Here is a 24,032-nt window from a genome sequence, read left to right as displayed (position 1 = left end):
GGCCGGAGCGGTCAGCGGCTCCGCACCGCCCGGAGCGTCTCCTTGAGCGAGCCCAGCGTGGCGAACATCGCCGTGGGCTCGTATCCGCAGTGCGCCATGCAGTTGGCGCACCGGGCGTCACGGCCACGGCCGTAGGAGTCCCAGTCGGTCTCCTCCACCAACTCCCGGTACGTCCGGGCGTAGCCGTCCGCCATCAGGTAGCACGGCCGCTGCCAGCCGTACAACGAGTACGACGGGATCGCCCAGGCCGTGCAGGGGAAGTCGACCTTGCCCTCCAGGAAGTCGAGGAAGAGGGGCGAGTGGTTGAACCGCCACCTGCCGCGGTTGCCCCCGGCGAAGGCCTTGCGGAACAGCTCGCGGATCTCCCGCACACCGAGGAAGTGGTCCTGGTCCGGCGCCTTCTCGTAGGCGTACGCGGGAGAGATCATCATCTGGTCCACGGCCAGGTCGTCGTTGAGGTAGTTGAGCACGTCGACGACCGTCTGCGGACTGTCGGTGCTGAAGAAGGTGGTGTTCGTGGTGACGCGGAAACCCCGCCGGCGGCACTCACGGACGGCGGCGACCGCCTCGTCGAACACGCCCTCCTTGCACACCGACGCGTCGTGGCGCTCGCGCAGGCCGTCGATGTGCACCGTCCACGCGAAGTACCGGGACGGCGCGAACTGGTCGATCTTCTTCGGGATCAGCAGCGCGTTGGTGCAGAGATAGACGTACTTCTTGCGTGCGACGAGCTCCCGGACGATGTCCCCGATCTGCGGATGCATGAGCGGCTCGCCGCCCGCGATCGACACCATCGGCGCGCCGCTCTCCTCGATCGCGGCCACGGCCTGGTCCACGGGCATGCGCTGCCGCAGGACGTCGGCGGGATGCTGAATCTTGCCGCAACCGGCGCAGCCGAGATTGCAGGCGAACAACGGCTCCAACTCGACCAGCAACGGGAACTTCGACTGGCGCCGCAGCTTGTTGCGCAGGATGTAACCGCCGACACGCAGGCTCTGGCGGACCGGAATCGTCATCACAGCACCTCCTTGGGAAGCGTGAACCTGGTGGTCTCCTGGGCGACCCGCCGCTCCTCGACCGTGACCGCGCCCAGGCCGCGCAGTGCCGTCACGACGGCGTCGACGAGCGGAGGTGGAGCGGAGGCCCCGGCGGTCAGCCCGATGGTCCCGGCGCCGTCGAGCCAGGCCAGCGCGATGTCACCCGGGTCGTCGACGAGGTAGGCGGGTGTCCGGCGGCCGGCGACCTCCACCAGCCGCTGGGAGTTGGAGGAGTTGGCGGACCCGACGACGAGCACGAGGTCGGCCTCGTCGGCGACCACGCGCACGGCCGCCTGCCGGTTGGTCGTCGCGTAACAGATGTCCTCCTGCGCCGGGCCCTCCGCGCCGGGGAACCGCGCCCGGATCGCCGCGGCGACCTCCTCCGCCTCGTCGGCGGCGAGCGTCGTCTGCGTCAGGTAGGCCACCGGCCGGTCGGCGCTCAGCTCCGCGACCTGGCTCGCGTCCTCGACCAGCAGCGAGTCCGGGACCTCTCCCAGCGTCCCCTCGACCTCCTCGTGCCCGGCGTGCCCGATGAGGACGACCTGACGACCGCGCCCGGCGAACCTGCGGGCCTCGGCGTGCACCTTGGCGACCAGCGGGCAGGTGGCGTCGATCACGCGCAGGTCCTTGCTCCCGGCCTCCTCCCGCACGCTCGGCGCCACGCCGTGGGCGGAGAAGACGGTGACGGCGCCGGTCGGGACCTCGTCGAGCTCGTCGACGAAGACGGCCCCGCGCTGCTCCAGCTCCCGGACGACGTGCTCGTTGTGCACGATCTGCTTGCGCACGTAGACCGGCGGGCCGTTGCGGTCCAGGGCCCGCTCCACGATCTCGATGGCGCGTTCCACTCCGGCGCAGAACGACCGGGGGGCGGCCAGCAGCACGGTCCGGGGCGCGGCGGCCGCCGCCCAGCGCGTCAGGACCGGGCCGACCCGGGTCAGCGCGCGGCGGGCCAGGTTCGAGCCGCGCAGGGTGGCCGCGCTCAGCAGCGGCACGCGCGGGGTGTCGACCACGACCCGCACCACGGCCAGCGGCCGGCCGTCCGCCACCGCGGCCAGCGGGCCGGTCTCCATGTCGACGGCGAGCGCTCCCGTCCCGGCGAGCCGCCGGCGCTCGACCCCGGTCACCACGTGGTCGCAGGTCAGCAGCGGGCCGGTGCGTACGGACAGGCCGGCGCGAGTCAGCTCCCCGGCGAGCAGCGGCGCCGACGGGCACGGGAACACCTGCCCGCCGAAGCGCACCTCGCTCGCCACCACGACGTCCCCCGGCCGCAGGGTCGCGTCGAGCGCGCCCGCGAACCCGGCCACGGCCAGCGCGCCGGACTCCGGCAGGGCCGCCGCCGCTTGGGCCGCCCGGCGCGGCCCCACCCCCGTCCGGATCACCCGTACGCCCGTCGCGGAGGCGTCGAGGCCGCGCCGGACGGCCCACGCCTCCAGGCCCAGGGCGGTGCAGATCAGCAGCGCTGTCACGATGTCTCCCCCAGTGCCGGCTCTTCCGGCGCCTGTCTCTCCCCTGCCGTGGCGGCTGTCGCGCGGGCGCGCAGGTAACGGCCGAGGGCGCTGATCGGGAAGACGAGCCGGTACAGGTGGTAGTTGATGTAGAAGTCGCCGGGGAAGCCGGTGCCGGTGAAGTGGGGCTCGTCCCAGGTCCCGTCCGGGCGCTGCTGCTCGACCAGCCACCGCACGCCCCGCTCCACCACAGGCGAGCTCTCCCCGGCGGCGAGCAGGGCCAGCAGCGCCCAGGCCGTCTGCGACGGCGTCGACGCCCCGCGCCCGATCCATTCAGGATCGTCGTAGGAACGCAGGTCCTCGCCCCAGCCGCCGTCCTCGTTCTGGTGGCGCGCGAGCCAGGCGACCGCGCGCCGTACGCACCGCGCCTCGGTGCGCACCCCGGCCGCGACCAGGGCGGGCACCACGGCGCCGGTCCCGTAGACGTGGTTGGCCCCCCAGCGGCCGAACCATGACCCGTCCGCCTCCTGCGCCTTCAGCAGCCAGATGACGGCACGCCGCAGCTCCGGCGAACCGGCCGGCCACTCGTAGGCCAGCGCCTCGACGACATGGGCGGTCACGTCGGCCGACGGCGGGTCGATCACCGCGCCGAAGTCGCAGAACGGCAGCTTGGTGCACAGCGTGCGGGTGTTGTCCGCGTCGAACGCCGCGAAGCCGCCGTCACGGGACGCCATTCCGGTCATCCAGCGCACGCCGCGGTCGATCGCCGGCCGCGCGTCCGGGTGGAGCGTGCGGCGCAGCGCGAGAACGACTTCCGCCGTGTCGTCGACGTCGGGATAGCCGTCGTTGTCGAACTCGAACGCCCAGCCGCCAGGCGCCAGCGAGGGCCGGCGCACCGTCCAGTCGCCCGGCCCTCTGATCTCCTCGCCGAGCAGCCAGCCGGCGGCCTCGTCGACGGCGGGATGGGCGGGCGGGACGCCGGCGTCGAGGAGCGCGTTGACCGCGAGCGCGGTGTCCCAGACGGGCGACTGGCAGGCCTCCAGCCTGCGGCCCCCGCCGTCCCGGATGGTGAAACGGTCGAGCCCCTGGATCCCCCTGCGCATGACGGGATGGTCGACGTCGTACCCGGACAGGTTGAGCGCGATCAGCGAATACACCCAGGGAGGCTGGATGCCGCCCCAGGAGCCGTCGAGCTCCTGCCGGGCCACGATCCACTCGGCGGCGCGCCGGAGCGCCGCCGCGCGCACGCCCTTCACGGGCCGCCGTTCGTAGTGGTGCAGCAGCCGGTCGAGGCCGCCGAACACCCCCTCCCATCCCGTACGCGCGCCGCGCCGCGCCCGGCGGCCGGTGCGCAGCTCGGCCAGGTCGAACGGGAGCGGGCGCACGGGCCGGTGCGCGCTGACCACGGTGAGCGGGACGATCGTCTGCCGGGCCCAGCACGCCCAGTCGTAGACGTTGAGCGGCATCCACGGCGGCAGGTACATCAGCTCGGGCGGCAGGACGGGCAGGTCCTCCCACGACCACTCGCCGAACAGCGCCAGCCAGATCCGGGTGAAGACCCGGGTCGCCTCGATGCCGCCGGCCTGCCGGACGTGTTCGGCGGCGGCCCGCAGGTGCGGGGCGTCGACCGGGTCGCCGGCCAGCCGAAGCGCGACATAGGCCTCGACGGTGGTGGACAGGTCGGGCGGCCCGCCGTGGAAGTTGGCCCACGTCCCGTCCGCCCGCTGCTCGGAGCGGATCCAGCGGGCCGCCGCGGCCGTGTCGTCCGCGGACCGGATGCCGAGGAACTCCCGCAGCAGCAGGTCCTCGGCGTCCATCGTCACGTTGGTCTGCAGCTCGCCCTTCCACCACCCCTGCGGGGACCGGAGGCCGATCAGGTGGTCGCACGCGGCGTCGAGGGCCAGCTGGGCGCTGGACGCGGACGGAAGGGTGTCGACTGTGGTCATGGTCAGTGATCCCGGGCTGTGATGAATCTGGCGATGTCCAGGAATTCCTCCCGGACGGCTGCGGGCATCTCCACTCCGGCGAGATGGCGACCGGCGGTGTCGAGCCGGTGTTTGGCCTCGGTCTCGGCCCAGGTACGCCCGCCCGCCTCGGCCACCAGCCGGGCCGCCTCCACCAGGTCCGGCTCCGACAGCGGCGCCAGCTGCGCCAGGAGGCGGGCCAGGCGCTCGCCCGCCGCGCCACCGCCGGTGATGGCGGCGACGATCGGCAGGCTCTTCTTACGGGCGCGCAGGTCCGACCGCACCGGCTTCCCGGTCGTCTCCGGGCTGCCCCAGATGCCGAGCAGGTCGTCGGCCAGCTGGAAGGCGAGACCGGCCTCGGCCCCGAACGCCGCCAGCGCCTCGACCAGCTCCGCGGACCCGCCGGCCGTCATCGCGCCGATCGAGCAGGCGCACGCGAGCAGGTCACCGGTCTTGCGCGCCGACATCCGCAGGCACTCGTCGAGGCTCACGTCGTCGCGCCGCTCGAATTCCAGGTCCATCCCCTGGCCCGCGATGAGCCCTCGTACGGCCAGGCTCAGCGAGCGCGCCGCGTCCAGGTGGCCGGAGCCGTCGCGCTCGACCAGCAGCTCCCCGGCCAGCGCCAGCAGGGCGTCGCCCGCCAGGATGGCCTCGGAGCCGCCGAACACCGTCCAGGCGGCCGGCCGGTGCCGGCGCATCCGGTCACCGTCCATGATGTCGTCGTGGAGCAGCGAGAACGCGTGCACGAGCTCCACCGCGGCGGCGGCCGGCGAGCACCGCGCGACGTCGCCTCCGGCCGCCCTGGCCGAGAGCAGCACCAGCGCGGGCCGCAGCGCCTTGCCGCCTCCTGAGGAACCGCCTGAGGAGCGGCCTGAGGAGGCGCCGCCCGGCGAACCGCCACCCGGCGAAGCTCCGCCCGGCTCCTCGGTCCAGCCGAAGTGATAACCGGCCACCCGGGCCGTGATCGGGTCGAGCCGGGCGACCGCCTCACGCAGGACGGGGTCGACCAGCTGTCTGGCCGCCGCCACCACGGCGGGGACGACCGGAGTCATGAGGCCGCCCGTCCCAGCAGGTGCCGCCTGACCAGTCCGGCCGCCTTGAGTCCGCTGCGCACCGCACCCTCCATCGTGTCGGGCCAGCCCGTGTCGGTCCACGCGCCGGCGAGGTAGAGCCCGGACCACCGGGTGGCGGCCCCGGGCCGGAGCGCGCCGCTGCCCGGCCCCTGGCGGAAGGTGGCGCGCCGTTCTCGGGTGACGAAGAAGTCGGTCAGCCGCGCCCGCCGCCCCTCGGGAAACAGCCGCTCGATCGCGGGCACGAACGCGGTCTGGATCTTCGCGGTCGGCAGGTCGATCCACCGGTCGGCGGCCGACACGGAGATGGTGAGGTACTGGCCCCTGGTCAGCCCGGCCACGCGGGTCTTGTCGAAGACCCACTGCACGGGCGAGCCCACGACGGCGGCGAACGGCAGGTCGGTGATCGGACGGTCGTAGACGACGTGCACGTTGACGATCGGGCTCGCGGCCAGCCCCTGCCACCGGTCCCGGTCGGGTGCCGCCTCTACGGGGACGATCCTGGCGGCCTGTTCGTGGGGCGTCGCCACGATCACCGCGGACAGCGGGATCCGGTCGCCGTCCACGACGATCATCGGGCCCGGCTCGATGGCCGTGACCTTCGCCGACAGCCGCACCTCGCCGCCGCGCCGTTTGACCGCGTCCTGGGCGGCGGTGCCGTGCAGCTCTCCGAGGGGCGCGGCCGGAATGCCGAGGTCGGCGGCGTCGGCCCGGCCGAGCAGGGCGGTCTTGAACACCTTCACCGCCGGCCCGAGCGCCGCCTCCTCGCCTCCGATGTTCAGTGCCGCCATCGAGAAGAGCTCCCAGAGCGCCTCCCGCGCTGGGTCGCGCTGACCGTGGGACGCCAGCCAGCTCGCCAGGTCGACCTGGTCGAGCGCCGGGTCCGCCGGGTCGAGCCGGGCCAGCGCGAGCGACGCGCGGACCGCGCGCAACCGGTCGGCCGGCCGCAGAAGGGAGTAGGTCGCGAGCGCGGGCATCAGATGGAACGGCCCGGGCAGCACGGTCCGGCGCAGGCGTCCCGTCCGGCCCTGCGGCGTGAGGACCCGGACGTCGAACCGGTCCTGCAGCCGCACCCTGCCTGCGCCGCCGATCCGGTCGAGCAGCCCCCGGTAGGCCGTGCAGCAGCGCAGGAACACATGCTGGCCGTTGTCCACGACCAGCCCGTCACGCTCGAACGAATGGGTGGCGCCGCCCAGTCGCGGGCGGGCCTCGTACAGGGTGACCGTGTGCCCGGCCTCTCCCAGGGCGACGGCCGCGGCGATGCCCGCGAGCCCGCCCCCCACGACCGCGACGGGAGCCGGCGGTGCGCCGTTCACCCGCCTCCTCCCATCAGGGCGCGGGCGGCGATCGTCGTCTTCCGCCACGTCGGCAGCGACGATCTGGCGGCCAGCGCCTCGACGGGGTGCGCGGCGATGCGGTCGAGCAGGGACCGGTAGATGCCGGCCATCGCCGCGGTGCACGCGGCGCTGCGCCGGTCGAGCAGGGGCACCAGGCGGATCCCCTCCTGATACCACTCGCGGGCCCGTTCGGCCTCGTAGCGGACGAGCGCGGCCAGCCGCTGCGGCGCGTCGGTGAACCGGCCGGAGGAGTCGACGTCCAGCGTGCAGCCGAACCGTTCCAGGTCCTCCGCCGGCAGGTAGACGCGCCCGGCCAGCCGGTCCTCGCGCACGTCGCGCAGGATGTTGGTGATCTGCAGCGCCACGCCCAGCGCGTCGGCCAGCGGCGCGGCCGCCTTGGGGTCGTCGGCGCCGAAGACGCCGAGCGACAGCCGCCCGACCGAGCCGGCGACGCACCGGCAGTAGAACAGCAGGTCCTCGAAGTTCTGGTACGTGGTGCCGCGCACGTCCGCCGCGCAGCCGTCGATCAGCTCCTCGAACGCCTCCAGCGGGATGGGGTAGCGGCGGGCCGCGTCGGTCAGGGCGTACATCACGAGGTTGCCCTCGTCGGGCCGCGACCCGCGCAGCGCGGCACGGGCCTCCGACAGGCGGGCGAGCCGCTGCTCGGCGGGCCCGTCGGTGTCCCCGATGTCGTCGATCCGGCGGGCGAAGGCGTACACGGCGCTGAGCGCCCGGCGCTTCGGCGCCGGTAGCAGCCGGATCCCGTAGGAGAAGTTCCTCGCCCGCGTGCGGACGATCTGCTCGCAGCGCCGGTATGCGTGGGACGCGGTCACCGGTTCGTCACCTCCATGTCGCGAGAATGCGGAGCCACGTGGCCAGCGAACGGCTGCGGCGGGGGCGGATGGCGGTTCCCAGGACGTCATGAGCCGACCGTTCGAGCGCCGCGACGGTGCCGAGGCCCCCCGCGACGTATCCGGCGACCGCGAGCCGGGCGTACCCGGACAGCGAGGCGACGAGCGGGCGCCCGTCCTTCAGCATCCGCGCGGCCCGTCCGGTCTGCAGGGCCACCACCCGGCGCAGCGCCTCCGGCGTGGTCTCGCCGGCCAGGTCGGTCTCGGCGCAACCGAACCGGCGCAGTTCCTGGCCGGGCAGGTAGACCCGGCCCCTCGCGTAGTCCTCACCCACGTCCTGGCAGTGCTCGATGATCTGCAACGCAGAGCACACCCGATCCGACAGGGTCAGCCGCCGGGGAGCCGCCGCGCCGAACACGTGCAGGACCAGGTGCCCGACGGGGTTCGCCGACAGTTCGCAGTAGCCGAGCAGGTCATCGAAGGTGTCGTAACGGGTGACCGTCTGGTCGAGCCGGTTCGCCTCCACCAGCCGGTGGAAGGGCTCGGCCGGAATCGAACAGGTCTCGACGGTTCGCGCCAGCGCTCGGACGGGCGGCAGGCGCGGGCTCGATCCGGCGTACAGGCGTGCCAGGTCCGACTCGACGTCGCCGAGCAACCGCAACCGGTCGTCCGGCGCGGCCTCGTCGCCCAGGTCGTCGACGAATCGCGCGAACCCGTATACGGCGAGCAGGTGCCGCCGGTAGGCACGCGGCAGCACCCGCAAGGCCACGGGGAAATTCTCCCGCTTGGCCTTCGATATGAAATTGTGCATGCAGTCCTGCTGCGATGCCATTGCTACGGAATCTCCACCGAGTGGTGCCACAAAACTACACAGTCGCCATTCATCGGCATCTATTACGCGGCCTCGGTGTCGAATTTACGCATTCATGCGACTTCTCTTCGTACCTTCCATCCGAAATCGCCCATAAGCCAAATAATTCCGAAATCGCGGTTTTAACCGTACGGGCCTGCGGACACGTGATCCCCGCACAGCACGGAGGAGGACCGCATGCCCAGCCCACCACCGCGCCACCGCACCGGGGGGACGCGGTGCTAGACGGCGCCGGACACCGCGCCCGCCCCGGCGACACCGTGCTCGCGCAGCGGCCCCACCCGCAGCCCCAGCTGACGGCACCGGTCCACCACCTCGGGCAGCGCGCCGAGCGCCGACCGCCAGCACCCCGGGGCCGCCGTGTGATCGGAGTCGTGGAGCAGGACGGTCGCGCCGCCGCGCAGACCGGGCAGCAGAGTCGTCATGACCGACGCCGGGCTCGCCTCGGCCGTCCAGTCCTTGCCCCACACGGTCCACAGCACCGGACGCAGCACGCACAGCCGGGCCGCGACCAGCGCCTCGGCGCTCAGCACACCGTACGGCGGGCGATACCAGACAGGGCGGAAACCGGTGACCTCCTGGACCAGGTCCACCGCCCGGCCCATCTCCACGGCGACCTCTCCCGGCCGGGTGAGGAGGGCATTGACGTGCCGCCAGCCGTGCACGCCCACCTCGTGCCCCTCGGCGACGATGCGGCGCGCCACCTCGGGATGACGCGCCAGCATCTCACCGAGGACGAAGAACGTCGCCCGGCAGCCGAGCCGCCCGAGCTCGTCCAGAAACCGCGGGGTGGACCGCGGATCGGGGCCGTCGTCGAAGGTCAGCGCCACGTGCCCGGCGTTTCCCGCTCCGGCCAGGCCCGGCAGCACGCGCCGCACCGAGGGCAGCCAGGTGACGGCCGGGCCGGCGTGGACCAGCGCCAGCCCCGCCAGCGCCACCGGGAGGGACGCCCGACGCGCCATCTCACGCCCCCGTGGAGCGCAGCGTGAAGACGGCCGGCCGGCGCCTGCTGATCATCAGCGCCGCCATGGGCACCGGCCACGACCAGGTGGCCGCGGAACTCGCCCGGCGGCTCGCCGCGCAGGGCGCCGAGGTGGAGATCATCGATGTCCTCCGGTTGCTTCCCATGGGGCTGGGCCCGCTGCTGCGCCACTGGTATCACTGGATGATCACGCGCGCGCCATGGCTGTACGAAGTCATCTACCGGGTCTTCTTCGTCGGCAAACGCGCCCCGTCGACCTCGCCGCTGACCGTCCTGGCCGGGGCCCGCCTGCGCCGCCTGGTCTCCCACCGGCAGCCGGACGAGGTGATCTCGGCCTTCCACCTGGCGGCCCAGGTGACCGGGAGGCTGAGAGGGCGGGGCGAACTGCCGGCTCCCAGCACCGTGCTGGTGACCGACTTCGCCGTGCACCGGCTCTGGCTGCATCCGGGCAACGACCGGTATCTGTGCCCGAACCCGGCCGTGATCCCACACCTCGCCGCCGTGACCGGGCGGCCCTCGTTCCACCACGCCCCCGTCGTACGCCCTGAGTTCCTCCGCCTCTCCCCCGACCCACCGCGTACACCCGACCCATCGCGTACACCCGAGGCACGTCCACCTGAGGCATCGCGTACACCCGAGGCACGTCCACCCGAGACGCGTCCACCCGAGAGGTGGACACCGGGAGCAGGGACATCCACCGCCGATCGGGCGAGGATCCGCGCCCGGGTCGGCGACCGGATCGGCGCGGCGCCCGGCGAGCGACTGGTGCTGGTCTCGGCCGGATCCTGGGGCGTGGGCGAGGTGGCGCGGACCGCCCGGATCCTCGCGCGTTCCGGCAGGTACACGCCGGTCATCCTGTGCGGGCGCAATGACGGGCTGCGCCGCCGGCTGACCGCCACCCGGACGGGGCCGGTCCTCGGCTGGCAGGAGGACATGCCGGAGCTCATGTCGGCGGCCTACGCGCTGGTGGACAACGCCGCCGGGCTGACCTGTGAGGAGGCGTTCGCCGCGGGACTGCCCGTCGTCTCCTACCGGCCCATCCCGGGCCACGGCCGCGACGGCGCGCTGGCGATGGCACGGGCGGGCGTGAGCGCGCACGCGCGAACCGGCGCGGAGCTCCTCGACGCGCTCGACCGGCTGACGGAGCCGCGTCGGCGCCAGGCCCAGACCACCCGGGCGTCGGCTCTCTTCCTGTCGCCGCCCGCCGAATCGCGCCTGATCTCAGCCCCGCTGACCCTTGGGCCTCGTGTCGGCTAGCAGCTGTGCCCTGACCTGGGGCGATTTGGCGAGCAGGAAGCTGCCGAAGAAGATCGCGCCGATGCCGATCGCCTCCAGGATGATCCACGGGCCCGTCCGGACGTCCTCGCCGAACATCATGGTGCCGTAGAGGATGCTCGCGACCGGATCGCTGATGGTCAGCGCCGGTTGCGCGGCCACCAAGGTCCCGCTCTGCAACGTGTTCTGCAGCAGGAACAGGCTGCACAGTCCCGCCACCACCATCGCGTACGGCTGCCAGGAGGCCGCCAGAACGACCAAGCCCTCCTCCAGGATGGTGGTGCTCTGCTTCATGAGCGCGGCGGTGAAGGCGAACCCGATGCCCGTCGCCACCCCCAGCAGAACGGCCCGGCCGTCGCCCTCGATCAGTCGCGCCAGCAGGCAGAGTCCGAGCATCACCCCGACCGTCACGATCGCCGCCAGGATCCACACCTTCGTACCGGGCGGCTCGTGTCCTGCGCTGGGCGCGGCGCTGAGCAGGAAGACCGCCAGCCCCACGGTCATCGTCACCACCGCCAGCCATATCCGCCCCTCCAGCCTCATCCTGAAGATCAACGAGAGGAACACCATCGTGAACGGCAGCTCGGTGGCGAGAACCGGCTGCACCAGGGCCAGTGGCCCCGTCGACAGCGCCGCGGCCTGGAAGCCGAACCCGGCCATGAGAGCGACGATCCCGCCCAGCCAGATCGGACTCCGGATCAGATCCAGAATGAGAGCCGGCCGGAACGCCTTGCTCTCGGGCACCGTTCGCGCCGCCATCCGCTGAAGGTTCGAGGCCACCGCGTTGGAGATGGCGGCGCACAACGCCAGCACTACCGAGATCATCGTTCCGGCTCCTCCGGGCGTTGGGCAGCGTCCTGCTCCGATTTGGCGAGAAAGGGGGACCGCCCGAGGATGACGATCCCCGTCACCATCGCGATCAGACCGATCACTTCCGCCGCGAGCGCCGCCGGCGTGACCCGCAACTTCTCGGCGAAGATCGCGACACCCAGCACGATCGCGACGATCGGCTCGGCGGCGGTGGTGGCCGGCAACGAGATCCGGAGCGGTGCGGCGTCGAACGCGCTCTGGTTGAGCAGCAGCCCGACCAGGGCGACGCAGGGCAGCAGATACGGCTGCCAGGTCATGAGCGCGGCGCCCGGCCCCTCGCTGAGCGAGATCACCGTGCTGCGCGTCAGCACGTCCTGGAGTCCGTACAGCACTCCGGCCGCGGCCGCCAGCAACATGGCCTTGGTCGCCAGAGCGCAGCGCAGCCCGGCGAAAACGAGCACGGCCGCGACCACGAGCACGAGAAGCACCACGAGCCACCGCGAGGAGTTGTGCGCCGGCGGATGACCCCCCTGCGGTTCCCCGAAGAACAGGAACAGCGTCACCCCGCCGCTCACCAGCACCGCCCCCAGCCACTCCATGAGAGCGAAGTGCTCCTTGTAGACGACATGGGCGGCGGTCAGCGCGAACAGCAGACTCGTCGCGAGAATCGGCTGGACCCGCGCCACGCTGGCCTGCCAGAGCGCGAACGCGCCGAGGAGCTGCCCGCAGATCATCAGGCCGATCCCCATGAGCCACAGCGGCGCGCGCGCGAGGTCCAGCAGCAGGCGCGGATGCAGCATCTCACCCAGAGGCAGGTTGTAGGCGGCATGCTGCTGGGCTACGAACCCCAGGCCCAGAAGGCACGCCGCCCCCAGGCAAACAGCGATGACCACGCGTGACGCCTCTTCCTGATGCCCGGATTCGACGGGACGGGTGCCGAAGCAGCCACTCCCCGTATCTTGATCACCGGTGCTCGGAGTCTCGGTTCGCTCCGTCCGGCGAACCTGCACTGAACAGTCCCCCAGGGCACCCTTCCCTCCGGCCGCGGACTCCATGCCTGGCCTGCGCCGACGGTGTCCGTGCAGGTCGGCCGCCCTGCGCGACGCCGCGCACCCACTGGAGAGGACTCCGCGAGCCCGTACGGATATCCTCTGTGAATCGTGCGAGACATCACGGTTTTCAGCGGCTCCGCCCATCCCGAGCTCGCCGAGGAGATCTGCGCCCACCTCGGCACGCCGCTCCACCCAGTCCATATCAACCGCTTCGCCAACGACGTCCTCGAGGTCCAGCTGCAGGCCAACTGCAGGGAACGCGACGTCTTCCTGATCCAGCCACTGGTCCCGCCCACGCAGGAGCACCTGGTCGAGCTCCTTCTCATGCTCGACGCCGCGCGGGGAGCGTCGGCCGCCCGGACGACCGTGGTGCTGCCGCACTACGCCTACGCGCGCTCCGACAAGAAGGACGCGCCTCGCATCTCGATCGGCGCACGGTTGGTCGCCGACCTGATGGTGGCCGCCGGAGCCAGCCGGGTGCTCGCGATGACGCTGCACTCACCCCAGGTCCACGGCTTCTTCAGCGTGCCCGTCGACCACCTGCACGCGCTGCGCGAGCTGGCCGCCCACTTCAGGCGGTACGACCTGTCCAACACGGTCGTCGTCTCGCCCGACCTGGGCAACGCCAAGGAGGCCGCGGCCTTCGCCCGGCTGCTCGGCACCGAGGTGGCGATGGGCGCCAAGCAGCGCTTCGCCGACGACCGGGTGGTGATCGGCTCGGTGATCGGAGACGTCACCGGCAAGGACGTGATCATCCTGGACGACGAGATCGCCAAGGGCAGCACGGTCATCGAGCTGCTCGACCGGCTCCGCGAGCGCGGCGTCAACTCGGTGCGGATCGCCTGCACGCACGGTCTCTTCGCGGCCGACGCGATCGACCGGCTCAGCGCGCTGCCCGAGGTCGCCGAGATCGTCTGCACCAACACGGTGCCGCCGCCCAAAAAGAGCGACAAGCTGACCGTCCTGTCCATCGCTCCCGCGCTGGCCGAGGCCATGCGACGGATCCACGACGGCGAATCCGTCAGCGCCCTGTTCGACACTCCCTGACACCCTCTGCGCGAGTCCGCCACCCCCTGACAACCCTTTGCCCGGTTGATCGTCCGACCGGTGACTCGCCATGCTCACGTCATGGTCGACACGAAACTGGCGGGCCGCACCGTACTCGTGACCGGTGCGAGCGGAGGGATCGGCGCGGCGATCGCGCGCGCGTTCTCGGCCGAAGGGGCGCGCGTCGCGGTGCATCACTTCACCGGCACGCCCGCTCCGCCGGGCGTCACGTGGGAACACGCCGCCATCGCCGCCGGCACTGCCGGCGAGCTCGCCGCCGAGCTGGGCGACGCGGTGGCCGTGCACGGCGACCTGCGCGAGCCGGACGCGGACCGGCGGCTGTTCGACCAGGTCGAACGCCATCTCGGGCCGGTCGACGTGCTGGTCAACAACGCCGCGCACTGTGAGTCACCCGACACCTTCGAAGCCCTCACCGCCGACGGCCTGCGCCGCCACTACGAGGTCAACGCGATCGCCCCTGCCCTGCTCATCGCCGAGCTGGCGAGACGGCGACAGCCCGGCGCCACCCCGTGCGTGGTGAACATCTCCACCGACGCCGCCCGCGCCTTCCCCGGCCAGATCGGCTACGGCACCTCCAAGGCGGCCCTCGAAGCCCTCACCCGGGCGGCCGCCCTCGACCTCGCCGCGGCCGGTGTCCGCGTCAACGCGGTTGCCCCCGGCCCCGTGCAGACCGGCTGGATGGACGCCGCCATGGTCGGACACGTCCGCTCCATCGTGCCCCTGCGGCGCGCGGGCGAGCCGGCCGACATCGCCGACGCCGTTGTGTTTCTGGCCTCACACCAGGCCCGCTGGATCACCGGCCAGGTGATCCAGGTGGCCGGTGGGCACGCGCTCTGATGCCGCTGCAGATGACCTTCCGTCCCGGCACCGCATCGGCCAAGGTGGGATCTTGACATCCTCCCGGCTCTGAAGAACCGGGATTCCAACCGTCGCCGGTCGGGCTTCCTGCTTCACCGCCGGTCGCCCGCCCGAGAGAGGACTCTCGTTGAGGTCTTACACCGGCTCCACAGGCGTTTCGCCTCTCCGCAAGCCCTGCGGCGAGGGTGTTTCCGATCGTTCGTCCGGTGGCTTGGGTGTCGCCACCGTCGAACACACTACCGAACCGCGCGGTGTCGTGCGGCGCTTTGACGGCGGTCCGCCTGGCGGCGAATCGCCTGCCCCTGTCCTGCTCCGCAGGGGTCCGATTCCTCCCTCGCCTGAAGGCGGGGGTCTCCTCGGAGGTTCCCGATGAGCGCTCCCACGCATTTACTGCTGACGCGGTTTCTGGACGACCTGCGGCCCGTGGTCCCTCTCGTGGCGCTCTGGGCGCACGGCTCGCTGGCTAGAGGTGACTACCAGCCGGGGCGCAGTGACCTGGACCTGATAGCGGTCGTCGAGACGCCGCTCACGGACGAGCAGCGCGACCGCCTGGAGCGGCTGCACCAAGCCCTGGACCTGCCCCTCGCCGAGCACCTGCACTGCTCCTACCTGGCCCAGGACGAGCTCTCCGACCCCGCGACCGAGCACGTGACGTGGGCGATGCGGGAGCTCTTCGAACGCCCGGTCACCGCCGTCACGCGCCGCGAGCTGCACGAGGGAGCCCTGGAACTGTACGGCCCGCCGCCCGCCGGCCTGCTCCCGCCGGTCTCCGACCAGGAACTGGCCGACTTCATCCGGGCTGACCTGCGAGGGTTCTGGCTGGTCAAGACGCGTGGCCGGCGGCGCTGGCTCCAGGATGTCTGGGTCGATCTGGGCCTGGTGACCGTGGCTCGGGCGACGGTCACGCTGCGAGACGGCCGGTTGATCAGCAAGCGGGAGGCGCTCGGCGTCCTGCTCGACCTGGGCGCCCCCGCCAAGGTGGTCGCCGACATCCGGGCCCGGAGGTACGGCCTGCCGCGCCCCAGGATCAGCCGCTTCCGCCGGGCCAGACTGGCCCGCGCCTTCCTCGGGAAAACGATCAGACAGACCTTGCGCACCCATGGAGAAGCACCCCCGGCAAGGCGCTGATGAGGAGCCTGCCACCGACACTTTCGGCTTCGGCCTCACACCAGGCGCCCGCTGGATCACCGGTCAGGATCTCCAGGTGGCCGGCGGCCACGCATCAGACGAACCTCGCGCACGTACGGACACTTCAAGAGGCTCAGTTCACTCGCAGGATGCCGGCGAGTCTGGTCAGCGCTTCGGCGATCTGTGCCGGGGTGAGACCGAGGCCGGAGCGCTGGTAGGCGTACACCTCGGGGGCTAGGGGCGCGAGCAGCACGTCCACCAGGGCGTCAGGCGCGGGGGCACGGGCGGCGGCGAGCAGCGAGCGGACGTGCGCGCGCCAGAAGCCGTATGCGCCGGTCTCGAAGCGTGAGCGGCCCACTTCGCTGCCGAGCACCAGGTGAACGTGATCCTCGAGCAGACACACCATGGCCGCGTAGAAGGCGGCCAGCCGCTCGGCTGGAGGCGCGCCGGGACCGAGGGGCGGGTCACCGCGCAGCAGTTGCTCCTGCAGTGCCCGCTCGTGCTCGTCGAGCAGGGCGACGGCGATCGAGGCCCGGTCGGGATAGCGGCGGTAGAGAGTCCCGCGCCCCACACCCGCCGCCTTGGCGATGTCGTCCATGGTCACGTCCTGCGGAGGTCTGTCCGCGAACAGCCGGGCGGCGGCGTCGAGAATCCTCGCCCGGTTGCGGGCGGCGTCGGCTCTCTCCATGCGTTCCACCCTATCTGGACATGGCGTCCGGTTATGGTTAACTGGACGCTATGTCCGCTTAGGAGGAGAGACCATGCTGTTACACCTGGACGCCAGCGCGCGCCGCGCCTCGTACTCGCGGAGGCTTTCCGGCATGTACGCCGAGAGGTGGCGCGCCGCCCACCCCGGCGACGGGTACGTTCACCGCGATCTGGCCGCCGACCCCGTGCCGCACATCGGCGAAGCGTGGACCGAACTCTGCGATTACGTCCTAGAACACGAAATATCGGAAATCTCCCGCTACAAGGAGGCTGTCCGCACCCCCGCCCAGCAGGACGCCTGGGCCATCGTCGAACCGCTCCTCGACGAGGTGGTGGCGGCGGACGTGGTGCTGATCGGCACCCCGATGTACAACTATTCGATCCCGTCGTCCCTGAAGGCCTGGCTCGATCAGATCACCTTCCCGAGGATGTCGCTGCGCGGGCGATCCTTCGTCGTGACGAGCGCCAGGGGCGGCGCCTACGGCCCGGGCTCCCCGCGCGAGCCGCTCGACCACCAGGAGCGCTACCTGCGCGACTTCTTCCGTGGCCATTTCGGGATCGAGGACGTGACGTTCGTGCACGCGGAGCTGGTCAACGCGCTCCTGGACCCGGCTCTCAGGCACCGCCGAGCCGAGCACGACAGATCGCTGGCGGCGGCGATCGAGGCGGTGACCGCATGAGCTGGGCCGTCCTGCTGCTGGCCGGGCTGGTCGAGGTGGCCTGGTCGCAGAGCATCAAGCCGACGCAGAACTTCACCAAGCCGATCCCCACGCTGATCTGCCTCGTGCTGATGGCCGCCGCCGTGTGGCTGCTGTCCCAGGCGATGAACACGTTGCCGGTCGGCACGGCCTACGCGGTGTTCACCGGCATCGGCGCGGTGGGGGCGATCACACTGGGCGTCGTGCTCAACGACGACCCTCTGTCGGGGGGCAGAATGGCGGCGCTCGCTTTGATCGTCGGCGGGATAGTGTTGGCCCGAGTCACCACATAAGGGGAAAGGTCCGCCATGAGGGAGTCCTATCTGGTCGCAGCGCGGTCGGCGGTGGACCTGCTCGGGGACCCTGCCGTGGCCGCGGCGTGGGACAAGCCGAGCGCGCTCACCGAGTTCAGCGTCGCGGGCCTTGCCGGGCACCTGGCCCACCAGCTCGTCCGGGTGGACGCCGTGCTCGGCCAGCGGCCCGAGGAGGCACAGGAGCCGGTCTCCCTGCTGGAGCACTACTCCATGTCGCCGTGGGTGCAGGCGGGCCTCGACCACGAGAGCAACATCGGCATCAGGCGGGGCGGCGAGGCCGCCGCCGCCGAAGGGCCCGTCGCGCTCGCCGCCAGGACGGGCACGCTGCTGGAGCGCCAGCGGGCCGCGCTCCCCACCGAGCCGGCCGACAGCGTGGTGTCCCTGCCCTGGTCGGGCTGGTCGCTGCTGCTGGACGACTTCCTGCTGACCCGGCTGATCGAGCTGGTGGTGCACTCCGACGACCTGGCCGCCAGCGTGGGAGTGGAGACGCCGGAGCTGCCGTCCGAGGTCGTCGACCCGGTCGTCGACATGCTGGCGCGGCTGGCCGTGCACCGCCACGGGGCGACAGCGGTCATCCGCACCCTGAGCAGGGCCGAGCGCGCGCCGGCCACGATCAGCGCCTTCTAGACCAGCGCCAAGAAGAGCCGGGATCCGCCTCACCGACGAGGCGAATCCCGGCGCGGGTCCGAGCACCGCTCCAAGCACGGGTCCCGGGCAGGGCCGTCAGCCCGCGACCTCCGCGTAGTGGCACGCCACCTGGGCGCCGGAAACGGCCGGCAGCACGGTGAGCGACTCCGACCGGCACCTGCCGTCGACCCCCGCCTCGGCCGCCCGTCCGGAGGCCAGCACCTGACAGCGGGCGTGGAAGCGGCAACCGCCGGGAATCCGCGTCGGGTCCGGCGGCTCGCCGGTCAGCACCACCCGCTCGGGCGACTCCGGCAGCACCGAGAGCAGCGCCTGCGTGTAGGGGTGACGGGGAGCGGTCAGCACCTGCTCCACCGGCCCCGACTCGACGATCCGGCCGAGGTACATGACCGCCACCCGGTCGGCGATGTTCCAGGCCAGCCCGAGGTCGTGGGTGACGACCAGCGCCGACAGCCCGAGGTCGTCACGGAGCCCCAGCATCAGCGCGAGGATCTCGCCCCGGACGGAGGCGTCGAGCGAGGCCACCGGCTCGTCGGCGATCAGCACCTTCGGGTCAAGCGCCAGCGCTCCGGCGATCACCACCCGCTGCCGCTGCCCGCCGGACAGCTCGTGCGGGTAGCGCAGGAAGAACCGCTCCGGCGGTCGCAGCCCCGCCTTCGCCAGCGCGGCTGCCACGACCTCCTGCTCGTCGGGCAGGCCGTGGATGCGCGGCCCCTCGGCCACCGCCTCGTAGACGGTGTGCCTCGGATTGAGCGAGCCCGTCGGGTCCTGCAGGACGAGCTGCACCTCCCTCCGGTACGTCTTGAGGGACCTGGAGCCGTAGTCGAGCGGGGTGCCGCCATACACGACGGAGCCGGAGGTCGGGCGTTCGAGGCCGAGCAGCGTGCGCGCGAGCGTCGTCTTGCCGCAGCCGGACTCGCCGACCAGCGCCACGATCTCGCCTTCGGCGACCGCGAGGTTGACCCCGTCGACCGCGCGGGCGCGGCGCCCCCGTGAGGGGAACTCCACATGCAGGTCGCGTGCCTCCAGCAGCGTGCCGCGCGTGGTGGTCGCGGTCTCCGCGGCGGGAGAAGCCTCCTCGGGCGCGCGGGGTTCGCCCTCCGCGGTGGCAGGAGCCTCCTCGGGCGCGCGGGACTCGCCCCCCGCGGCTTGCGTCTCGGTCATGAGATCTCCTCCTTCGCCCGTACGTGCACGCAGGCGGCCGAACGCACTTCGCCGGCGGGCCAGAGCTCGACGTCGAGGGTCGAGCACTCGTCCAGCGCCACCGGGCAGCGCGGGTGGAACGAACAGCCGGTCGGAAGCTGCATGGGGTCGGGCGGGTCGCCGCCGAGGCCCTTGGGCGCCAGCCGGGAGACCGGGTCGCCCACGGTCGGGAACGCCGCCGCCAGCGCCCGGCCGTAGGGGTGCCTGGCGTCGTGGAACACCTCCCGGGACGGGCCGTTCTCGACCACGCGGCCCGCGTACATGATGGCCAGCCGGTCGCACACGTCGGCGAGCACCGAGAGGTCATGAGAGATCATGATCAGTGAGATGCCGTGCTCGGCGATCAGCTGTTTGATCAGCGTGAGCACCTGCGCCTGGACCATCACGTCGAGGGCCGTGGTCGGCTCGTCGGCGATGATCAGCCGGGGCGAGCAGGCCAGCGCCATCGCGATCATCACCCGCTGCCGCTGCCCGCCGGACAGCTCGTGCGGATAGCTGCCGGCCCGCCAGGCGGGTAGCCCGACCTGTTCGAGCAGCTCGGCGACGCGCTTGCGGGCGCCGTCGGGCTTGACCAGGTTGTGCACCAGCAGCGGCTCGGCGATCTGGTCGCCGATCCGCTGCACCGGGTTGAGCCCGTGCTGCGCGCCCTGGAACACGATGGACGCCTGGGCCCATCGGACGGCGCGCAGCCTGCCCCACTTCATGGTGAGCACGTCCTCGCCGTCGAGCAGGATCCGGCCGCCGACGCGGGCGTCGCGCGGCAGCAGCCGCAGCAGCGCCATGGCCAGCGTCGACTTGCCGGATCCCGACTCTCCGGCGACCCCGAGCGCCGCCCCCGAGTCCAGGCTCAGCGACACCCCGCGTACGGCGGGCACCTCGCCCGCCGCGATGCGGTAGGTCACCGAGAGATCGTCCAGTTCGAGAAGGGCCGTCATGCGCCCGCCTTCCGCAGTCGCGGGTTGAGCACCGACTCCAGCGCCCTGCCGCACAGGGTGAACGCCATGACGACGGCGACGATGCAGAGGCCGGGGATGAGGATGTACCACCAGGCGCCCTGGTTGACCGCGCCCCAGTCGTAGGAGCCCCGCAGCATGGTGCCCCACGAGGTCTTGTTGGCGCTGACGCCGAGGAAGGCCAGGGTCGACTCGGTGACGATCGCGCTGGCCACCTCCAGCGTGGTGCTGGCCAGCAGCAGCGGCGCCACGTTGGGCAGCACGTGCCTGGTGGTGATGTGCCAGTGACCGCCGCCGAGCGCCTTGGACCGCTCGATGTACGGTCTGGCCTCCACGGCGAGGGTCTGGGCCCTGATCAGCCGGGCGGTCGACGGCCACGAGGTGACCCCGATCGCGATGATGATCGTCATGGTGCTGCCGCCCAGGATGGCCGCCAGCACCAGGGCCGTCACCAGCGACGGCAGCACCAGGAACCAGTCGGTGACGCGCATCAGCACGGCGCCGATCCAGCCGCGGAAGTGGCCGGCCGCGATGCCGATCACGGTGCCGATGCCGATGGTGAGCAGCGCGGCCAGGAAGCCGATGAGCAGCGAGGTGCGTGCCCCCCACCAGACCATCAGCAGGATCGACCGGCCGGACTCGTCGGTGCCGAACGGGTAGTCGAGGCTGGGCGCGGCCATCCGCTCGCCCGTGCCGCTCACGACGTTGGTCACGCTCTCGTCGATGAACAGCGGAGCCACCAGCGCGAGCACGACGGCCGCGACCAGCACGGCCAGCCCGATCACGCCGGGCCGCTCGTGGCGGAAGGTGTCCCAGAAGCGGCCGAGCGCCCGCCGTCTCCGGGTCCAGGTGACACTGGTCACGCCGACCTCACCCTCGGGTCGAGGACGTGGTAGACCACGTCGGCCAGTGTGTTCATGAGGATGACCGCCACGGTGAGCAGCATGAACGTGCCCTGCATGAGCGTGAAGTCAGGCACCCTGATCGCCTCGTAGAAGAGCTGTCCGAGCCCGGGCCAGCTGAAGACGGCCTCGACGGTGACCGCGCCGCCGACGACGAAGCCGATGCGCATGAAGATCAGCGTCACCGTGGGCAGCAGCGCGTTGGGCACCGCGTGGTGGCGGCGTACGTCGTCGTCGCGCAGGCCCTTGGCCCGCGCGGTGGTCACGTAGTCCTGGCTCACCTCGTCGAGCAGCGACGAGCGCATGACCATCAGATACTGGGCGTAGATCACGGCGGCCAGGGTGAGGCAGGGCAGCACCATGTGCATGCCCACGTCGAGGACGTAGGCGAAGCCGTCGGGGGCGTCGACGCTCTCGATGCCCCGGGTGGGGAAGAGGCCCGGGATCGGGCCGATGCCGGCCGCGAAGGTCATCAGCAGCAGCAGTCCCAGCCAGAACGTCGGCACGGACCAGAGCACCAGCGAGACGCCGGTGGAGAAGCGGTCGAAGCGGCTGCCGGGCCGCCAGCCGGCCCGGATGCCCTGCCAGAGGCCGAAGCTCACCGCGATGACCAGGCCCGTTCCGGCGAGCAGCAGCGTGGCGCCGAGCCGATCCCCGATGAGGTCGAGGACCGGCCGCTTGTACTCGTAGGAGGTGCCGAGGTCCAGGCGGAGCGTCTTGCCGACGAAGTCGAAGAACTGCTCGATCAGCGGCTTGTCCAGCCCCAGCCGGTGCCGCTCCAGGTCGAGCTGGGCCGGGGTCATGTTGCGGCCCTGCGCGAGGGCGCGTACCGGGTCGCCGGGCAGCAGGCGGAACGCGAAGAACGTCCCGACGATCACCATGGCGATGCTGAGCAACGCCCCGCCTGCCTTCGACAGCGCGTATCTCAGCGTGCCTCGGTAGGCGGGGCGCCCGTCACCGGAGCCCGCCGCCTGGACGGCGGGCTCCGCTGCGTCGAGCGGTGTTGTCATTCGCGCTCGTCCGCGACGCTCTTGCGCCGCCTGGTCAGGAAGAACGCCCCGAGGCCGATGACGACCACGGCGCCGACCACGCCGGCGATGAGGCCGGTGTTGGAGCCGCTTTCGGCGGATCCGGCGGCCGGGGCGGCGACGGCGTCCAGCGTGTAGAACGGCCAGAAGCCGCTGCCGCCGTAGAGGATGCCGTTGTTCTCGGGGATCGGGGTGATGCTGGTGATCCGGTCCTTGCGGTAGCCCTCAAGGTCGTTCGGGTAGTAGATGGCGATCACCGGAGCGTCGGTGTAGAGGCGCTCCTGCATCTGCTTGATGATCTCGGCGCGCTTGGGCCGGTCGAGCTCCTTGAGCTGCTCCTGGTAGAGCTTCTCGTAGGTCTCGTCGCAGTAGAACGACTCGGTGCCGCCGCCCTCGCCCGACGCGGTGGGCCTGCGGCTGCACAGGTGCGTCGCCAGGACCTCCTCGGGGTCGGGGTTGACCGACCAGCCGCTGATCGCGATGTCGAACAGGGCGGTGGTGCCCGTCTCCTCGGTGAACTTGCTGGAGTCGAGCTTCTTGGTGGTCAGCGTGACGCCGATCTCCTTGAAGAAGCCGGTCAGGTATTCGGCGAGCTTGTCCTCGATCGGGGTGTCGGTGTGGATGCTGAAGCGGAACTCCAGCTTCTGCTTGCCGTCGGGCATCGTACGGACGCCGTCGGAGCCCTTCTTGTAGCCGGCGTCGTCGAGGATCTGGTTGGCCTTGGCGACGTCGTGGCCGACCTTGGTGTCGCCGTTCGCCTCCCAGAAGAAGTCGGTGTACATGGGCGGCACGATCGAGCCGTCGGCGGGCTTGGCCAGGCCGTTCTGCACCTCGTCGGCGAGCTTCTGCTTGTCGATCGCGTAGTGCAGCGCCTGGCGCACCTTCGGGTCCTTCAGCGCGGGGTGGCCGTCGCCGATGGGCTTGTCGTCGGAGGTGGTCGCGCCGTGGTTGATCTGCAGGTAGGCGGCCCGGCGGCCCTGCTGGTTCCACTCCACGATGTTGGGGTCGCCCTTGAGCGCCTCGAAGTCGGGCGGCGCGAGACGGCCGATCAGGTCGATCTCGCCCTTCTTCAGGCCGACGATCGAGGCCGCGGGGTTGTCGTAGAAGATGACCTGCAGCTCGTCGATCTTGGGCGCGCCCCGCCAGTAGTCGGGGTTGGCCTTCAGCTTGACGTACTGGTCCTTCTTGTGCTCGATCGCGATGTACGCCCCGCTACCCACCGCCGGGTAGACCTCGGCGTCGTAATTGGCCATGTCGGTGACCTTCTCCCAGACATGCTTGGGCATGATCGGGATCGGGTTCTCCAGCATCGACGCCTGCGGGGCCTTGGTCTTGATGACCAGGTCCTGGCCGTTGGCCGTGACGCTCTCGAAGTTCTCGGCGGCCGGGCCGTTGGCGGTCTTGGCCGCGTCATCGGTCATGACCTTGTTGAACGTCCAGGCGGCGTCCTCGGCCGTGATCGGCTTGCCGTCGGACCACTTGGCCTGGCGGATCTTGAACGTCCAGGTGAGCCCGTCGTCGGAGGTCGTCCACGACTCTGCCAGGTCAGGGCTCGGCTGCAGCGTCTTGGGGTCGGGGACGGTGAGGAAGCCGTACATCAAGCGGTGGATGGACGACGACACCAGCCGGACCGCGAGGAACGGGTTCATCGAGTCGACCGCCTGAGTCGCTCCGACGCGGACGATCTTCTTCCCCGCGGCGGGCTCCTGAGCGTGGGCGATCTGGCCCTGTGCTGCTACTAACAGCGCGACGCCCAGCACAGCCAGACGCGCGAACATTTTCTTCATGGTGCCTCACCTTCAGGCGGGGGAATCCTGCTGTAGAGAAAGGCAC

At 71.5% G+C, this 24,032-nt stretch carries 23 protein-coding genes; 7 read left to right on the top strand and 16 right to left on the bottom strand.

The annotated features are described in order from the left end of the window. Positions 1–11: 11 nt before the first annotated feature. The 8 genes from hpnH to AB0I38_RS24435 all read right to left on the bottom strand — a co-directional run bounded on the left by hpnH (position 12) and on the right by AB0I38_RS24435 (position 9,537). Positions 12–1,016, bottom strand: coding sequence for an adenosyl-hopene transferase HpnH (gene hpnH, locus AB0I38_RS24470; protein WP_358471796.1), 1,005 nt, complete (start codon positions 1,014–1,016; stop codon positions 12–14). Next, complete coding sequence (ispH, locus tag AB0I38_RS24465; RefSeq protein WP_358471794.1) at positions 1,016–2,503, bottom strand: 4-hydroxy-3-methylbut-2-enyl diphosphate reductase; 1,488 nt, start codon at positions 2,501–2,503, stop codon at positions 1,016–1,018. The genes hpnH and ispH overlap by 1 nt, the downstream gene beginning before the upstream one ends. Further along, positions 2,500–4,428: a squalene--hopene cyclase gene (gene shc / locus AB0I38_RS24460; RefSeq protein ID WP_358471792.1), complete on the bottom strand. Its 1,929-nt coding sequence runs from the start codon at positions 4,426–4,428 to the stop codon at positions 2,500–2,502. The genes ispH and shc overlap by 4 nt, the downstream gene beginning before the upstream one ends. A 2-nt stretch (positions 4,429–4,430) precedes the next feature. Continuing rightward, entirely contained in the window at positions 4,431–5,498 is a 1,068-nt protein-coding gene (locus tag AB0I38_RS24455) for a polyprenyl synthetase family protein (RefSeq protein WP_358471790.1), read from the bottom strand. Next, a complete protein-coding gene (gene hpnE, locus AB0I38_RS24450; RefSeq protein WP_358471788.1) occupies positions 5,495–6,832 on the bottom strand; it encodes a hydroxysqualene dehydroxylase HpnE in 1,338 nt (445 codons plus the stop codon). The genes AB0I38_RS24455 and hpnE overlap by 4 nt, the downstream gene beginning before the upstream one ends. Then, complete coding sequence (gene hpnD / locus AB0I38_RS24445; protein ID WP_358471786.1) at positions 6,829–7,686, bottom strand: presqualene diphosphate synthase HpnD; 858 nt, start codon at positions 7,684–7,686, stop codon at positions 6,829–6,831. The genes hpnE and hpnD overlap by 4 nt, the downstream gene beginning before the upstream one ends. Before the next feature lie 7 nt (positions 7,687–7,693). Then, positions 7,694–8,515, bottom strand: a complete 822-nt coding sequence (hpnC, locus tag AB0I38_RS24440) for a squalene synthase HpnC (protein ID WP_358471784.1) — start codon at positions 8,513–8,515, stop codon at positions 7,694–7,696. A 281-nt stretch (positions 8,516–8,796) separates the two neighbouring features. Further along, complete coding sequence (locus tag AB0I38_RS24435; RefSeq protein ID WP_358471782.1) at positions 8,797–9,537, bottom strand: polysaccharide deacetylase family protein; 741 nt, start codon at positions 9,535–9,537, stop codon at positions 8,797–8,799. Positions 9,538–9,560: 23 nt separating this feature from the next. Between AB0I38_RS24435 and AB0I38_RS24430 the strand changes: the two genes are divergently transcribed. Further along, positions 9,561–10,814: an MGDG synthase family glycosyltransferase gene (locus AB0I38_RS24430; RefSeq protein WP_358471780.1), complete on the top strand. Its 1,254-nt coding sequence runs from the start codon at positions 9,561–9,563 to the stop codon at positions 10,812–10,814. On the opposite strand, the gene AB0I38_RS24425 is transcribed toward AB0I38_RS24430, so the two are convergent. Both AB0I38_RS24425 and AB0I38_RS24420 read right to left on the bottom strand, forming a co-directional pair. Then, on the bottom strand, positions 10,779–11,657 hold the full coding sequence (locus tag AB0I38_RS24425) for a DMT family transporter (RefSeq protein ID WP_358471778.1): 879 nt from the start codon (positions 11,655–11,657) through the stop codon (positions 10,779–10,781). The genes AB0I38_RS24430 and AB0I38_RS24425 overlap by 36 nt on opposite strands. Continuing rightward, positions 11,654–12,652: a DMT family transporter gene (locus AB0I38_RS24420; RefSeq protein WP_358471776.1), complete on the bottom strand. Its 999-nt coding sequence runs from the start codon at positions 12,650–12,652 to the stop codon at positions 11,654–11,656. The genes AB0I38_RS24425 and AB0I38_RS24420 overlap by 4 nt, the downstream gene beginning before the upstream one ends. A 150-nt stretch (positions 12,653–12,802) precedes the next feature. Between AB0I38_RS24420 and AB0I38_RS24415 the strand changes: the two genes are divergently transcribed. From AB0I38_RS24415 to AB0I38_RS24405, 3 genes are all read left to right on the top strand, one after another. Continuing rightward, entirely contained in the window at positions 12,803–13,741 is a 939-nt protein-coding gene (locus AB0I38_RS24415) for a ribose-phosphate diphosphokinase (protein WP_358471775.1), read from the top strand. Between the two features lie 81 nt (positions 13,742–13,822). Then, positions 13,823–14,599 carry an SDR family NAD(P)-dependent oxidoreductase gene (locus tag AB0I38_RS24410; RefSeq protein WP_358471773.1) on the top strand — a complete coding sequence of 259 codons (777 nt, stop codon included), beginning with the start codon at positions 13,823–13,825 and terminating at the stop codon, positions 14,597–14,599. A 390-nt stretch (positions 14,600–14,989) separates the two neighbouring features. Next, positions 14,990–15,748, top strand: coding sequence for a nucleotidyltransferase domain-containing protein (locus AB0I38_RS24405; protein ID WP_358471771.1), 759 nt, complete (start codon positions 14,990–14,992; stop codon positions 15,746–15,748). 133 nt (positions 15,749–15,881) lie between these two features. Here AB0I38_RS24405 and AB0I38_RS24400 read toward each other — a convergent pair whose 3' ends face one another. Next, positions 15,882–16,436 carry a TetR/AcrR family transcriptional regulator gene (locus tag AB0I38_RS24400; RefSeq protein WP_358471769.1) on the bottom strand — a complete coding sequence of 185 codons (555 nt, stop codon included), beginning with the start codon at positions 16,434–16,436 and terminating at the stop codon, positions 15,882–15,884. Between the two features lie 73 nt (positions 16,437–16,509). Here AB0I38_RS24400 and AB0I38_RS24395 point away from each other — a divergent pair, with 73 nt between their 5' ends. The 3 genes from AB0I38_RS24395 to AB0I38_RS24385 are packed head-to-tail and all read left to right on the top strand — an operon-like array spanning position 16,510 to position 18,095. Then, complete coding sequence (locus tag AB0I38_RS24395; protein WP_358471767.1) at positions 16,510–17,136, top strand: FMN-dependent NADH-azoreductase; 627 nt, start codon at positions 16,510–16,512, stop codon at positions 17,134–17,136. After that, positions 17,133–17,447, top strand: a complete 315-nt coding sequence (locus AB0I38_RS24390) for a DMT family transporter (protein ID WP_358471765.1) — start codon at positions 17,133–17,135, stop codon at positions 17,445–17,447. Before AB0I38_RS24395 ends, AB0I38_RS24390 begins: the two co-directional genes overlap by 4 nt. 15 nt (positions 17,448–17,462) lie before the next feature. Next, positions 17,463–18,095 carry a maleylpyruvate isomerase N-terminal domain-containing protein gene (locus AB0I38_RS24385; RefSeq protein ID WP_358471763.1) on the top strand — a complete coding sequence of 211 codons (633 nt, stop codon included), beginning with the start codon at positions 17,463–17,465 and terminating at the stop codon, positions 18,093–18,095. A 96-nt stretch (positions 18,096–18,191) separates the two neighbouring features. On the opposite strand, the gene AB0I38_RS24380 is transcribed toward AB0I38_RS24385, so the two are convergent. The 5 genes from AB0I38_RS24380 to AB0I38_RS24360 are packed head-to-tail and all read right to left on the bottom strand — an operon-like array spanning position 18,192 to position 23,986. Next, a complete protein-coding gene (locus AB0I38_RS24380) occupies positions 18,192–19,277 on the bottom strand; it encodes an ABC transporter ATP-binding protein (RefSeq protein ID WP_358471761.1) in 1,086 nt (361 codons plus the stop codon). After that, complete coding sequence (locus AB0I38_RS24375) at positions 19,274–20,251, bottom strand: ABC transporter ATP-binding protein (protein ID WP_358471759.1); 978 nt, start codon at positions 20,249–20,251, stop codon at positions 19,274–19,276. The genes AB0I38_RS24380 and AB0I38_RS24375 overlap by 4 nt, the downstream gene beginning before the upstream one ends. After that, complete coding sequence (locus AB0I38_RS24370; RefSeq protein WP_358471757.1) at positions 20,248–21,132, bottom strand: ABC transporter permease; 885 nt, start codon at positions 21,130–21,132, stop codon at positions 20,248–20,250. The genes AB0I38_RS24375 and AB0I38_RS24370 overlap by 4 nt, the downstream gene beginning before the upstream one ends. Then, on the bottom strand, positions 21,129–22,181 hold the full coding sequence (locus AB0I38_RS24365) for an ABC transporter permease (RefSeq protein ID WP_358471755.1): 1,053 nt from the start codon (positions 22,179–22,181) through the stop codon (positions 21,129–21,131). The genes AB0I38_RS24370 and AB0I38_RS24365 overlap by 4 nt, the downstream gene beginning before the upstream one ends. Next, the gene (locus tag AB0I38_RS24360; protein ID WP_358471753.1) at positions 22,178–23,986 is read right to left on the bottom strand and encodes an ABC transporter substrate-binding protein; all 1,809 of its coding nucleotides are present in this window, start codon (positions 23,984–23,986) and stop codon (positions 22,178–22,180) included. The genes AB0I38_RS24365 and AB0I38_RS24360 overlap by 4 nt, the downstream gene beginning before the upstream one ends. Positions 23,987–24,032: the final 46 nt, after the last annotated feature.

The sequence above is a fragment of the Nonomuraea cavernae genome (genome assembly GCF_040655715.1).
Taxonomy (GTDB): domain Bacteria; phylum Actinomycetota; class Actinomycetes; order Streptosporangiales; family Streptosporangiaceae; genus Nonomuraea; species Nonomuraea cavernae_A.
This window is presented reverse-complemented; position numbering and strand designations above follow the sequence as displayed.

What these genes read in the sequence shown, in the direction of transcription:
- hpnH (WP_358471796.1), bottom strand. Translation starts at nt 1,016, where the DNA reads ATGACGATTCCGGTCCGCCAGAGCCTGCGTGTCGGCGGTTACATCCTG.
- AB0I38_RS24380 (WP_358471761.1), bottom strand. Translation starts at nt 19,277, where the DNA reads ATGACCGAGACGCAAGCCGCGGGGGGCGAGTCCCGCGCGCCCGAGGAG.
- shc (WP_358471792.1), bottom strand. Translation starts at nt 4,428, where the DNA reads ATGACCACAGTCGACACCCTTCCGTCCGCGTCCAGCGCCCAGCTGGCC.
- AB0I38_RS24390 (WP_358471765.1), top strand. Translation starts at nt 17,133, where the DNA reads ATGAGCTGGGCCGTCCTGCTGCTGGCCGGGCTGGTCGAGGTGGCCTGG.
- AB0I38_RS24385 (WP_358471763.1), top strand. Translation starts at nt 17,463, where the DNA reads ATGAGGGAGTCCTATCTGGTCGCAGCGCGGTCGGCGGTGGACCTGCTC.
- AB0I38_RS24455 (WP_358471790.1), bottom strand. Translation starts at nt 5,498, where the DNA reads ATGACTCCGGTCGTCCCCGCCGTGGTGGCGGCGGCCAGACAGCTGGTC.
- AB0I38_RS24410 (WP_358471773.1), top strand. Translation starts at nt 13,823, where the DNA reads ATGGTCGACACGAAACTGGCGGGCCGCACCGTACTCGTGACCGGTGCG.
- AB0I38_RS24360 (WP_358471753.1), bottom strand. Translation starts at nt 23,986, where the DNA reads ATGAAGAAAATGTTCGCGCGTCTGGCTGTGCTGGGCGTCGCGCTGTTA.
- AB0I38_RS24435 (WP_358471782.1), bottom strand. Translation starts at nt 9,537, where the DNA reads ATGGCGCGTCGGGCGTCCCTCCCGGTGGCGCTGGCGGGGCTGGCGCTG.
- AB0I38_RS24375 (WP_358471759.1), bottom strand. Translation starts at nt 20,251, where the DNA reads ATGACGGCCCTTCTCGAACTGGACGATCTCTCGGTGACCTACCGCATC.
- AB0I38_RS24405 (WP_358471771.1), top strand. Translation starts at nt 14,990, where the DNA reads ATGAGCGCTCCCACGCATTTACTGCTGACGCGGTTTCTGGACGACCTG.
- AB0I38_RS24395 (WP_358471767.1), top strand. Translation starts at nt 16,510, where the DNA reads ATGCTGTTACACCTGGACGCCAGCGCGCGCCGCGCCTCGTACTCGCGG.
- AB0I38_RS24400 (WP_358471769.1), bottom strand. Translation starts at nt 16,436, where the DNA reads ATGGAGAGAGCCGACGCCGCCCGCAACCGGGCGAGGATTCTCGACGCC.
- AB0I38_RS24425 (WP_358471778.1), bottom strand. Translation starts at nt 11,657, where the DNA reads ATGATCTCGGTAGTGCTGGCGTTGTGCGCCGCCATCTCCAACGCGGTG.
- AB0I38_RS24365 (WP_358471755.1), bottom strand. Translation starts at nt 22,181, where the DNA reads ATGACAACACCGCTCGACGCAGCGGAGCCCGCCGTCCAGGCGGCGGGC.
- hpnC (WP_358471784.1), bottom strand. Translation starts at nt 8,515, where the DNA reads ATGCACAATTTCATATCGAAGGCCAAGCGGGAGAATTTCCCCGTGGCC.